General features: G+C 35.3%; 8 protein-coding genes. 5 read left to right on the top strand and 3 right to left on the bottom strand.

The annotated features are described in order from the left end of the window. The first annotated feature begins 60 nt into the window (after positions 1-60). Genes H4075_RS21725 through H4075_RS19825 form a run of 3 tightly spaced genes read left to right on the top strand, consistent with a single transcriptional unit; the run spans position 61 to position 6,187 of the window. Positions 61-4,455, top strand: a complete 4,395-nt coding sequence (locus H4075_RS21725) for a DEAD/DEAH box helicase (RefSeq protein WP_255460242.1) — start codon at positions 61-63, stop codon at positions 4,453-4,455. Between the two features lies 1 nt (position 4,456). After that, positions 4,457-5,317, top strand: coding sequence for a hypothetical protein (locus tag H4075_RS19830; protein WP_182802550.1), 861 nt, complete (start codon positions 4,457-4,459; stop codon positions 5,315-5,317). A 45-nt stretch (positions 5,318-5,362) separates the two neighbouring features. Beyond that, complete coding sequence (locus H4075_RS19825) at positions 5,363-6,187, top strand: DUF7829 domain-containing protein (protein WP_182802549.1); 825 nt, start codon at positions 5,363-5,365, stop codon at positions 6,185-6,187. Here the strand turns inward: H4075_RS19825 and H4075_RS19820 are convergent. Then, on the bottom strand, positions 6,179-8,311 hold the full coding sequence (locus H4075_RS19820) for an ATP-dependent helicase (protein ID WP_182802548.1): 2,133 nt from the start codon (positions 8,309-8,311) through the stop codon (positions 6,179-6,181). The genes H4075_RS19825 and H4075_RS19820 overlap by 9 nt on opposite strands. Positions 8,312-8,480: 169 nt before the next feature. Between H4075_RS19820 and H4075_RS19815 the strand changes: the two genes are divergently transcribed. After that, positions 8,481-11,045 (top strand): tetratricopeptide repeat protein, encoded by a 2,565-nt coding sequence (locus H4075_RS19815; RefSeq protein ID WP_182802547.1) that lies wholly within the window; start codon positions 8,481-8,483, stop codon positions 11,043-11,045. A 54-nt stretch (positions 11,046-11,099) separates the two neighbouring features. Beyond that, entirely contained in the window at positions 11,100-11,972 is an 873-nt protein-coding gene (locus H4075_RS19810; protein ID WP_182802546.1) for a viperin family antiviral radical SAM protein, read from the top strand. Positions 11,973-12,262: 290 nt separating this feature from the next. Here H4075_RS19810 and H4075_RS19805 read toward each other — a convergent pair whose 3' ends face one another. Both H4075_RS19805 and H4075_RS19800 read right to left on the bottom strand, forming a co-directional pair. Continuing rightward, positions 12,263-12,625 carry a hypothetical protein gene (locus H4075_RS19805; protein ID WP_182802545.1) on the bottom strand — a complete coding sequence of 121 codons (363 nt, stop codon included), beginning with the start codon at positions 12,623-12,625 and terminating at the stop codon, positions 12,263-12,265. Continuing rightward, on the bottom strand, positions 12,606-12,935 hold the full coding sequence (locus H4075_RS19800; RefSeq protein WP_182802544.1) for a helix-turn-helix domain-containing protein: 330 nt from the start codon (positions 12,933-12,935) through the stop codon (positions 12,606-12,608). Before H4075_RS19800 ends, H4075_RS19805 begins: the two co-directional genes overlap by 20 nt. Between the last annotated feature and the right edge of the window lie 82 nt (positions 12,936-13,017).

The raw sequence follows: 13,017 nt of genomic DNA, 5'->3' as shown, positions 1-13,017 counted from the left end.
CTTGGTAAGAATGAGATTAATCAATCAGAGGAATATGAAAATAAATTAATCAAGTGAAAAATGCAACTTATTGCAGGTACTGTGTTAGACGGCTTAATCGAATTATTTGATGAAGGAACTCCTTTAGAGCAAAGGACGAGAAAATTACTTCATAGCCTGAGTTTCTTTGAGTTGGAAGGTAAAAATTTGACTAAAAAAAAGCGGTTTGATAATCCTGTATACTGTATGTTGGCAAACCAACTTCAAAGAGGCACACCAACTAGGCCTAATCTTACAGTTTTAGAATATATAAGTAATCAAAGCAGCCTGTTTAGTATTGAAACGGATGAGTTTGGCATAAAGGCGAAGTGGTCGGATGAGATTCATGCAAATAAGAATATAGTTTTTTCCTCTTTGCATATAATTGATCCCAGATTAACTGCAGAACAGATTTTTAATGATTGGAATCAACATGAAAATAACTTGGGTAGTGAATATGAGCAACAGTTCTTTTTCAATACATTCAATCAGGTATTTGACGAATCAGGGGATGCTGTGCTGCAATTATTAAACACTCAGCGTACTATCAATAGTATTTTAAAGGATAACCTTTCCCAAAAGCTGCCTCAGCATGTAAGAACTGATTTTGAACAGCAAAGGACTGATTTTGCAGTTGAATTTAATTACTCAGAGTTAAATAAGCCATTAGGAGTTATTGTGGAAGTTGATGGACGTCAACATTATAATGATAGCCAAAGATATCTTGATGGGCAAAGGGATGAAGTGTTAGCCAAAGTTGGCTGGCATAACACAATTCGTATTCCTACTGTAAACTTTAGAAATGGAAACTATATTCATACGTTAAAAACTGTTTTTAAAGATGCTGTCAATAATCCATGGTTTAATAAAACTTTAGAGGTTTACAAAACCAACCTTTTGAAAAGTGAATTTGAAAAGGAAGTATTGCAACACACATTAATTCCATTTGGCGTTTCAAGAATACAGCGGACAATTTTACAGCTATTGGAAGAAGGGTTTTTAAAATTAGATTCTAAATGGCGAATTGCAGTTGTTGAGAGAGATGTTCCTTGTGCGGCTTTGGCTATCGAGGATCTTAAAGTAACAATTGCCAATCTTAATTCACTTTCAGTAGAAACTATTGAATTGCCTGAAATTGAATTGATAATATTTTCATCTAGCGAGTTTAAACACTCTCTATATCAATATGGAGTTAATGTATTCGATATCATTCAGTATGATGCTGCCTCTGATTTTGATTGTGTAATTGATATTTCCATTTTACAGAGGCAAGGCATAGTATTTCCTGTTAAGGCTTTTTGTCCGGTTTTTACAATTAGAAGTGTTCATTATGTTGAAGCTAAAGTATTCATTCAAACTGCACGGCATATTCAATTTGAACCGTTATGTTATAAAACAGTAGATGAACATTGGGTACATTACAATGAACGTGAAACTGCGTTGACCTATTTTCTAAAGAGCATTTTCAGAAAGAATGAGTTCCGGCCAGGTCAAATACCTATTATAAGTAAGGCACTTCAGGCAAAGAGTGTTATTGGACTATTGCCTACTGGAGGAGGTAAATCTATAACCTATCAGCTTTCAGCATTACTACAACCGGGCATTTGCATGGTAATTGATCCAATTCGATCATTAATGAAAGATCAGGTTGATGGATTATTTGATAATCAAATTCATTCCGCATTATTTATAAATTCTACTTTAACTGGTGAGCAGAAGCAAATGGCTATCAAAAAAATGGTCACTGGCCAAGCTCAATTTGTTTTTATATCGCCTGAGCGCCTTCAAATGGATGAATTCAGAGATATGCTACGTACAATGAATGAAGACTCACATTTTTTCAATTATTGTATTATTGATGAAGCACATTGCGTTTCAGAATGGGGACATGACTTTAGAACGTCTTATTTACGACTTGGAATAAATGCAAACAGGTATTGTAAAACTGCCATGGGTATTCCTGTTCCCTTATTTGGATTGACGGCTACTGCTTCGTATGATGTTTTGGCTGATATACAACGGGAGCTATCAGGGTATGGGTCATATCAGTTAGAGGAAGATTCGCTGGTACGATTTGAGTCGACAATTCGCCCGGAAATTCAATTCTTTATTGAGGATGTTTCTATTCCCAATATAGCTTATCAAGATATTTGGAAGTTAAAAAAAGCTCTTGGATCGGCAAAACGAAAAAGAATTTTCGAGCTTCTTGATAATTTGCCAGAAGCACTGCAGGTTCTTAATGGGAATACTGATCTGCTGTTTACTCAAAAAGATTGGGAAGAAAATCACACACTAACAAGTGAAAGGGCTAAGAGTATTCGTCTGGAAAATTATAACCCAAATCAATTCTTCACTCAAGCTAATGGAGGATTAATTTTTTGCCCACATAAGTCAGGTGCATACGGTATAACAGATCAATTTAAACCCGAGAGGTTTGGATCACCTGTAAATCTTGAAGGGATTTTTGATCACGTTTCCCAAAGGAGCGAGATAAGGCCAGGATATTTTATGGGTGCCGGTGATGAGCAAGATGAAAATAGCCTTGTTATAGTCGAAGAGTCAATAAAGAACCAGGATCTGTTCAAGAAAAACAAACTTAATGTGATGGTTGCTACCAAAGCATTTGGAATGGGTATTGATAAACCCAATATTCGGTATACTATCCATTTGAATTATCCAGGATCAATTGAAAGCTTTGTTCAGGAGGCTGGTAGAGCAGGACGAGACCGTGATTTGGCAATTGCTTACTTATTAATTAACAGGCAAACTTTTCAAATTGAGGGGGAAACCGATAGGCTGGATCATGACCAGGAAATTAATTTTTACTTTCATAATAATTCATTTAAAGGCATCAGCAAAGAAATGGCTGTATTAGATGAACTATTAACAGAAATATATTTTCCTGATAGGACCGCTGAAATTGAAAACCTAATCTTACAGGAACTGGAAGTTGAGTTAAATTGTAAATATTGGGAAGGCGGTGTTAACAAACGGCTATATATCAACAGTGGCTTTAATAGTTCCTTAGGCTTCATCGATTTGAATACTTTAACGATAAATACAAATAACACAATTAATCAGGATCTGTCATTGAGGGTTTTAAATTTAGTAGTGAATTATATTCGTAATCTTAATTTAAAGGTACCCGCATGGGAGTGGATACAATTGTCTGATAAGGAAGCAGGAATAGAACGATTGTTAGAGGCAAAAAGTAATGGTGATAGTTATAAAGTAGAAGTTGGATTTATTAATAACCATAAAGAGAGGATTAAAACGCTGGCGGATTGGATAAGAAGAATACTTAATGAAAATCGTTTTACGGATGAAGAAATGAAAAAAATCCGGGCAAAATGTAATAACTCCGATGATTTCATTGAAGAAATACAAACTAAGTATGAGTCCCTAACTGGGAATAAAATTGAACTAAGAATATTCTTTGATCAATTAGATAGAAAAGCCGAACGACCATTAGGAGAAACGTTTCGTAGATTCTCGGCATATTTTAATGGGTATAGAAATAAACAAGATACAGAAAGGGCGATATACCGACTTACAACACTAGGTGTTATTGATGATTACACTGTTAATTTTAATTCCAATACGTTTACTCTTTACGGTATCAAGAAAGCAGATAAAGAGTACAGACATCAGGTAGAGGTATATCTAAAGAAATTCTATTCTGAGAAGGCCGCTAAGCAACGCTTGAAAGAGATTGATAAGTTTGACGAACCTACTTACTTAAGAAAAAGTTTGCATTTTCTGATACAGTTTGTTTACGAAAGTATTAAACAGAAGCGCTCAAATGCCATAAAAGAAATGAGGGATGCATGTATTCAAACGATCGAGAAGGGCAAGGATGGGAATCTTTTTTTAAGAGAGTATATCGATCTATATTTCAACTCGAAATATGCTCGTATCGGTTATTTCTTTACAGATGAAAAGGGAAACGTAATTCCAGCTTCACTAACAGATATCACAGAAAATGGTAAAAGTTTTGATCTTAAAGTTGTGTGGAATTTTATGGAATACGTTTCAAGTGATTCAACGGGTACCGAAGTTGAAAATACGAAGCATCTTCGGGGTGCATGTATCAGGATGATAACAAACTCACCCGAAAATTATGTTTTCCGTCTTTTAAATGCGTTTACATTATTCATGCTGGAATTTAGAAATAAGCGATTAATGGAAGAGGCTATTGAACAATTAGTCATTGGATTTGAAAAATTGGCAGAATTTGAAAAATTAGAGGACAATTTATTAAAAAGAAAATTTGAAAAATATTACGATTTAGTTGTTTTTAAAAATGAGCTATTACAGGACTGGCTAATAACTCACGAGATAGAATTCAGTTTCGAAATCATCACCTTAACAAGAACAGTTAAAAAAGTTTCATCAATTACAAATTCATTAAAATTACTTAATAAAACACTTGGATAATATGGCTAATGTTATTTTGAACAGACTGGCAGAAGAGTTGACAGTGCTTGAAAATGAATTGCATGAATTTAAGCAAGCTGTGACATATTTAAAAGAAGCAAAAAGTAATGTTGAAACTGCTGTAAGTGCTGTAGCAAATGCTGAAAACTATCATCTGGAAAATCTAACTACAATCCAAGAAGCATATAAAGCATTCGAAAGTATCTATAGTTCAGTTGCAAGCATATCAAATAAAATTGATGCTGTTGATTTTCCAGTTCGGCTCAATTCAATTGAAAGTATGTTAAATCAAGTCGTGAACGATATTGACGTGACTACTAAATCGACTTTACTAGAATTGAACAAGGCTTCAGAAACACTAGTAAAAGCTGATTTTGATGGGAAGTTTAGCAAGCTTGAAAAGTTGTTAGAAGTTACAGCTGCTAATAATAAAAGCCAATTGGCAGAAGCAATTGAACAATCTAAAGATAACACTGAAAAATTTAAGGGCGCTATCGGGCAAATGAATGAAGAGCTTCACGCAAAGTTTAATGAACAAATAGGAGAATTTAAATCTTTGGAGATTCCAGATCGTTTTGAACGTTTGCAATCTTTGGTCACAGGGCTGTTATCTGTTGTAAACTCTACTCAAACAAGGATTGATAATCTTGAGCGTAATTTTATGGACCGGTTCACTGAAATTACCGAAAAGAACAGGGCGACCACCCAGAAAATTGAGTCCATTGTGGAACAGAATCAGATCGCTCTCCAACAATTAATAAAGGCATCGGAGAAAAGAGTAAAGACGTTGATTTATGTTACATGGGGACTAGGGATACTCGCAGTTATAAGTATCATATTCTCCCGTTTTTTGAAATTTTAGACTATTTTTCCTTATCAACCTAAATAAAAGTTATCCCTTTGCATAATGAATCCTTACCGAAAGCAAACCCTGGAAAAAGTTGCAATTCATTTTTGCGATTTTTTCCTAAACCCCACAAAACCTAAATTTTACGGTAGCACAGCCCTGCATGAACTTGATGCTGAAGAGAGCAAGTACATAAAATCAATTATTCAAGGCAATCTAAATATTCCGTGGCAACCTACAGACTGGCTTATTGATTCTTTTATTAAGCCAGAGAGAATAAACCTTGCAGTTTATTTAATTGAGTCTCCTTTCTTGGCACCTGACCTTCAGATAGAGGTTAAGGGGGAAACAGCTTTTACCATACTAGTTAAGTTTGGAATGACGATGTCTGATAAGAAGGATTTTATGTACATGTTGCAAAAGCTTTACGAAAGGGGGTATCAAAGTAAATCTGCTGACCTTGTATATTTAAAAAGCAGCTACGAGAAACTTAAAAACGAATATCAGTGCCTGACTTGGAGCTTGGCCCGCTTTGCCTATAAATTGAATAACTCCGTTCTTATTGCAAAAGCATTTCAGCATCATATGCCTCTGCTATCTATAGCTTCATTTAAAATGCGTCGCCCTTTTGGTATCAACTATCATAATTTGTTGGGCATTGCGAACAATGCATTGCAGCATTATCGTTCTCACATTGAATTGATCATACATGCCATGGAAACCTACGATGTAATCTACGACATTAAGAAGCGGGATCATAAGGGCACATTTAAACAGCGCATGGAAGATTATTATGAAACAATGCCGCCGCAAGATCCGGATATTGCCGAAGTTGCCTTTTTTCTTTTCCCCGAATTAAAAGAAGTGTCTTCAACATCAGATTAACTGACCACAATTGGGACAATAAGTAAACCATTCCTTTATTTCCGTTTGACAGGTTGTACAAACTGAAATCGGCTGAATGATATTTTTAAATTCTGTTTTGTTAACAGCATAGAACTCATTGGGTATTTCTGCGATAAAGGTGGATTCGCTACCTAATTCAGTTATTAAGTAAATCTCATCTTTTGCTCGGGTCAAGGCAACGTAGAAAAGCCGACGTTCTTCCTCCATCAGCATATCGTACTTTACATCTTTAACTACTCTAAACACTGCATCATCGAGCCAAATGTCTGGGAAACCTCCGCTGCCCTCTGTAAGTCCTATGATGAAAACAATTTTTGCTTCCAGACCTTTAGACGCATGAATCGTTTTGGCTGTTACTTTCAAACCTGCCATCCGAAGAGCTTCACGGTAGGGATGAAACATTTTACTTCTTCTGTATAAAATCAATATTTCATCGTGTCTGATTCCTTCATCTTGTAATGCTCTTACTTTCCTTACCAGATAATCAACGCCATCTTCTTCTATATTCTTTGAACGATAAATATGGATTTTACTGGGCGTTTGCTTAAACGCTCGGATTTCTTTGTCAATCTGGAATTTGTTATTCCTGATTACCTGTGTACTGGCCCCTACAATGGTTTGCGTGCTTCGATAGTTTACATCAAGCTGAATAACTTCCGATCCAGGAAAGTGTTTTTTGAAATTGACAATATAATCTACTTCAGATCCACGGAAGCCATAGATACTCTGCCAATCATCACCAACACAGAAAAGCTGAGAATCTGGTGTAATTAACAGTTCTAACAACTTGACCTGAAGACTGTTTACATCCTGGAATTCATCAACCATGATGTATTTGAAACGATCGTGATAGGCTTGTCTTATTTCTGCATTGTCTTTTAAAAGTCGGATTGATTGAATGATTAAATCGTCAAAGTCAAGATAAGATCGATTGACACAATAATGCTCATACGATTTTAAAAGCGGAACAGCTAGTTCATAGAACACTCGTACTCGCTCATGTTGATGATTAATGGATTTACTAATCAGGTCGTCGGAATCAATGGCTTCTGCTTTAATCATCGATTGTACCCGCATCACCATTTTTAAAAACTCTTTTACTTTATCCTGGTAACTTTGAAATTCTTCTTCATAGTTTAATGCAGCAAGCTGCGATATTTTATCAGTTATTTTTCCCATTATGATCCGTTCAAGAGCCAGGTTGAACAATGTGGAATCATGAGTCATTCCCTCATAAGTATTTACACAAATTCTACCTCCATAGTCGAATTGCTTTTCTTTGTTAACGGTGCTATAGCTTTTGTCACTTCGGTGCTCCAGGTATAAATCTGCCTGCGGAATAAAAAAATCGGGGTTAAATGGGAAATCTTTAAAATTTACAACGGGTTCATAATTGTATTTGATATTATGACGGAACAGCCAGTCGGCAATATCACGTTCGGATTTGGATCTAACTTTTTCACCTTTAAGTGTTGTATAGAGAATCTGATTAGGGAAGTTTTTGGATCTGATCGTTTTGTCTACATAGGATTTGTCTACATAGAAATCAAGAATGTATCTTTTTAATTTTAGTAGGTATGCTACATTTTTGCATTGTTCCAGTAACATCTTATGTAGGATGTCGTATCCCTTTTCTGGTGCAATTGTTTTATGTTCTTCTCCTTCTTTTAAATCTTCTGTTTGGTCGTCTATTAGTAATCTGAAACGATTGTCAAAGGTAGCGCCCCCACTTGCTTTCAGCATTTGATAGCATAGCGAGTGAAATGTCTTAACTGTTAGGTTGGCGATCCAACCCACTTTCCGGCTTTTGCGTTCAAATTCAATAGACTCCTTGGTGGCGAGCTTATCATTGATTAGCGCTTCATATTCACCACTACTATCGCCGGCGATAATCAAGCGATCTACCATTTCATTGGTTGCATTCTTGGTAAAGGTAATTGCCAGTATTTCAGATGGCTTTACTTGCTTTTCACTGACTAAATAGAGGAGCTTTTGAATAAGCGTTTTTGTTTTACCTGAACCGGCACCGGCCAGTACAAGCAATCGTTTATTTTCAGACAGAACAGAAGCTTTTTGCTTTTCATTGAGGGTGGACAAATGCATAGGGAGAAACAATTAGTTAGATGTTGCCGAAAGATAATTTAAAAGCTAAAACTGACATACAAAAAAGCTAAATATTTATTCATGAATATTTTTCTGAAAGTTTAAAATAAACTTTTAATTTTACTACGACATAGTCAAATATCGCTTGCGATAATCAATAAATTTGACTATGACTGATAAAAGGGAAATTAATGTTGCATCAAAAGCAGCATTCGCAGATGGGAAATACCAATTGGCTTTTGAAACTCTATTAACGGCAGGTGCAAATCATTTTATAGCATATGCTGAAAGAGAGTCTACAAAAGAAAATAAAATCAATTGGCTTTCCGATTCCGATTCAGCTGATTTTTTTTGGAAAGTTTTTATTTTAAGAAATGATGTTTTTTCAGATTTGGTTACGTCCCAATCTGCGGATCAGCTATTATTCAATTATTTTACCTACTATCGAAAGAGTATTCCGGAACTAGAACTCAAATTGGCAACTGAAGTCCCTATAACTTTCGTTAGATCTATAAGAACTAATCAAGTTTTTCTCCGACCTGACCGAATTGAAAACATATGTCTTGTGCCGTTAAATGCAGATTTTAGGATTCATCAAAAGGTATGGCGAAATCTTTTTGTTACTGAGAATAATTTATGGAATGAAGTAGAAGTCGCACTTAAAGAAACATCCAATCATTCATTAAGCGATATTTTGTCTTGCAGTGTAACATGGTTAGAAGTAGTAAGATTTAAATCAGATAGTCAGGAATTTATCCATCACCTTTCAGCTGTTTATAGTTTATTTATTGAACTTGTTTTAATGAGGTTTCCCGAGAAAATAGAGAACATAAATAGCTCGGAAACATTCTCAAGCCATTTTTTCAATTTCTTTCGCACAATATCCAATGATGAAGTTGTATTGCAGGAGAATCCTGTGGTTATTCTTTTAACAAGCATAAGCAATTGGATTAATTTTAAAAACACTCAAATAGATCCATATAGCTTTGATTTGAAAATCGAGCCTATTCAACAAGACGAGCTTGTTATTTTTAACTCAACTCCTGTAAATCACTATAGATGGATTGTCAATGGGGTAAGATATGCAGTGAATCATTTAAGTTATGTCTTTCAGGGTATGGATGTGACCGAGCATTTAGAGCGTGAACAATTGATTGTAATACCTGGCAAAAATGTGGAAGATGTTGAGTTGAATCGAAAATTAGCTGCATCGAAGTACGCCACATTGTTGCTACTTGAGGATATGGTTTGTCGGACCTTTAAATACGGCAAATCTGAAAGTAATCCTGAGGATTTATTAGCTCCCCTTTTCGAGTATTCATTTAACAAATTAATTAGATATGAATACCCTTTGAGATCATTAAGTGGAGAATCGACCGATTGGTTCATGTCGTATAAAAAATTAGTCCTGAATAATTTGCATTCAGGTAATATACAAGAACCCTTTTTTATGATGTCAAGGGTGGAATACAAAACTCTTAATCAAAAAGCTTTATCTGGACTTCCGGAAAATATTACAGAGGAGATTATTACGTTCTTTAGTTTAAAACTGGATTCAAATAATCGATTTAATAGGTTCAAAAAGAGATATAACGTTTTTGAAACGCCATTCATAAGAATAGGAGATTTTCTTTTTTGCCCGATGCTGTTTTTTGCAAACAATGGCTGGTTTTATTCATTTGCACAGATGGCATTATCTGGTAAAGGGAGTGGACGGGTGGAGACTATTGAAATGGAACAACATCTTGGAAACTTATTTCAAAATAAGGGGTGGCGTGTAAAAGTAACAAACGATAAAGAGGCCAATATTATAGATGGGGATATTGATATTTTTATTGAGGATGACCACGATCTTTTATTAGTTCAGTTAAAGCGCAGCTATTTTCGTCTTGACCTAAAAGATGCGTATTTCGAAAGTATAAATTCCGACAGAAAAGCGATAAATCAAATAGTAAGAGCAGAAAGATATCTCTTGAATGAAAATCCAATTTATTCTGTTCAAAAACCGGTTATTAAATGGGTTGTTTCAACTTCATTTGAAAATGTTGGTGTATTGGAAAATGGATGCGAAAAAGTGAATTATTTTGAACTCTTAAGAGCGCTGGAGAATCAGGAAATAACAAATATCAAGGATCTTAGCGTTTATATTCAATCCGATCAACAAATTGGATCATTTATTTCTTTGGCATTTAATAGTGACTTGTCTTCTGAAGTCAGGGAAATGTTTCACGAGTGCGTCAAACCTTTAGCAGTATTTGACTCGAGAAAGTATAAGCAGATCTTGTATTCGGAAGATTTGATTAAAACTTCTCATTATAATAATCTATTTGACAGAGCTTTGGACCTGGGTAATGCAAATAAACCAGAAGAGGCTTTACTGTTGTTTCAAAAATGCATTGCATTAAATCCAAATGACGGCGAGGCTTTTAGTGCGGCAGCTAATATTCTTGCTGATTTAAGACGATTTGATGAGGCATTTTTCATGTACAGTAAAGCATTGAAATTCTTGCCTAATGACCCATCAATCGCACGTAATTACTCTCTAGCCTTACTGGAAGCAGGAAAATGGTATGAAGGGTTAGAACTTGCGTGGGAAATACTCGAAAATTATCCCCTGTTGGTGGAAATGAAATTAATTTTTACTAGAAACTTTGAAAGATGTGTCAGCGAGGGATTTCTAATGCCCAATGAAATCACGAAGCTGTCCTTGAAGTTGAATGGACTATCGAATTGATGTTTTTTATGTTCTGTTGATTTCACCCTTAGGGTAAATCAAAAACAAGTCAACATGAACACGAAACAGTTAATTCCGTCAGTCAATTTTCACTTGTGGGAGCCTTGTAACATGCGTTGTAAATTTTGTTTTGCAACTTTTCAGGATGTAAAACAAAGTGTACTACCTAAAGGGCATTTGCCAAAGGAGCAGGCTCTTGAAGTCGTGAGTCAATTGGCAGCTTTTGGGTTTGAGAAAATTACTTTTGCTGGTGGGGAGCCCACCTTGTGTCCATGGCTCCCTGAATTGATTACAAAAGCAAAAGAAGCTGGAATGACAACCATGCTGGTTACCAATGGCAGCCGTCTAAGCGATTATTTTCTTAGAACTAACAAAGGAAAGCTTGACTGGATCGCTTTAAGTATTGATAGCTTGAATTCTACAACAAACTTATTAACTGGCCGAGCTGTTGTAGGACTTAGGCCTTTGCAATTATCTTATTATAAGGAACTATCAGATAAAATAAAGTTTTTCGGATATGGGTTGAAAATTAATACGGTTGTAAGCAGAGTCAATTTTACAGAGGATATGAATCAGTTTATACGCTATGCTAATCCTATTAGGTGGAAAGTATTTCAAGTATTACCCATGATTGGTCAAAATGATGATAGGATAAATGATTTAATTATTACAGTATTAGATTTTCGAACCTTTCTGGATAGACATAGTGAATTGAAGGATATACTTGTTCCAGAAAGTAACGAGCAAATTAAAGGCTCCTACGTGATGGTAGACCCTGCAGGCAGGTTCTTTGATAATTCAACGGGAACACATAATTATAGCCAACCGATTTTAGAAGTAGGTATTAAAGCCGCATTTAGTGAAGTCAATTATAACTTGGAAAAATTTATTGAAAGAGGGGGTAAATATGATTGGGTAAGGGTATAAATTAATCATGTCAGTGATGGGAATTCGTCAAAACTACCTGAATCTTTCGTCCATGTTTTGATTAGTGCTGTCTTTAAGACGAGATAGTTCTTTGAGAATGATTATAGCTATTATTATGCAACCACCGATCAGCAAGATTCGATAAAAGGGAAAAGTAGTTGTAGTTCGCTTAGTCTCGGATGAATCAAGAACTACCATACCTGGTTGTGTTATAGATTTATGTTTAATGTATTCAAGCAATGCTTGTTCACTATCAAATAGTAAAGGGCTATCCCCATAGTAAATTGTGCTCATAGTCGTTCAAGTTTATAATGATTGTCTTTAAAGTTGTTAATGACGAAGGAGACAAAGATTGCTTTCATCAATTTCCCTTGTTCATAAACAAGCTGTCTGGCATTTTTCAGTTCAATACCATATGATTTAAATCCGTTGATATCTAGGAAGACTGACTTTTGATTTCGTAACAGTTTAGCTAGAATAAGGTCTTGTTGATATAATTGATCCGCAATTTTCTTATACGGCTCCATCCTAAGCTTGTATTCGAAATTATTAAACTGGTTGCGGCAGGCAACGCTGCAAAAAAGCTGATCCCGCCTTTTTGCAAGAAATAACCCTTTATAGCAATCAGGGTTTTTACAATTTTTTTTGACCATGATGTTTTGTTTGATGCGAATCTCTAAGTGTAACTTTCTTAATCTCATGTTTTTCCATAAAGGCAAGTACTTCTGAATATCTGTAATAAATTAGTGAGCCGACCTTAATGAAAACAATCATTTGTTTCGAACGCCAGGTATTGGTAGTGCGCTTGCACACACCAAGTAGTTGAATCAGTTCCGCATCGGAAATTATTGTTTCATTGGCCGGACGATGGGCTTTTTGCATTTTTTCTTCAAATTCTGATAGAACTCGATCAAATAGGTCCTTGCTCTCTGGATATTTAGAAAAAAACTCAGAATTAGTCATAGTTTTTGATTTTATAAACGCAAATTGGCGGATCGTTAAAAATGGTAAAGCCCGAATTCTGGAATAAAATATTCCAGAATTC

The organism is Lacibacter sediminis, from assembly GCF_014168535.1.
Classification (GTDB): Bacteria; Bacteroidota; Bacteroidia; order Chitinophagales; family Chitinophagaceae; genus Lacibacter; species Lacibacter sediminis.
This window is presented reverse-complemented; position numbering and strand designations above follow the sequence as displayed.

Excerpts from the sequence above, each read along its gene's own strand:
- H4075_RS19800 (WP_182802544.1), bottom strand. The coding sequence starts at position 12,935 with ATGACTAATTCTGAGTTTTTTTCTAAATATCCAGAGAGCAAGGACCTA.
- H4075_RS19810 (WP_182802546.1), top strand. The coding sequence starts at position 11,100 with ATGAACACGAAACAGTTAATTCCGTCAGTCAATTTTCACTTGTGGGAG.
- H4075_RS19815 (WP_182802547.1), top strand. The coding sequence starts at position 8,481 with ATGACTGATAAAAGGGAAATTAATGTTGCATCAAAAGCAGCATTCGCA.
- H4075_RS19830 (WP_182802550.1), top strand. The coding sequence starts at position 4,457 with ATGGCTAATGTTATTTTGAACAGACTGGCAGAAGAGTTGACAGTGCTT.
- H4075_RS19820 (WP_182802548.1), bottom strand. The coding sequence starts at position 8,311 with ATGCATTTGTCCACCCTCAATGAAAAGCAAAAAGCTTCTGTTCTGTCT.
- H4075_RS21725 (WP_255460242.1), top strand. The coding sequence starts at position 61 with ATGCAACTTATTGCAGGTACTGTGTTAGACGGCTTAATCGAATTATTT.
- H4075_RS19805 (WP_182802545.1), bottom strand. The coding sequence starts at position 12,625 with ATGGTCAAAAAAAATTGTAAAAACCCTGATTGCTATAAAGGGTTATTT.
- H4075_RS19825 (WP_182802549.1), top strand. The coding sequence starts at position 5,363 with ATGAATCCTTACCGAAAGCAAACCCTGGAAAAAGTTGCAATTCATTTT.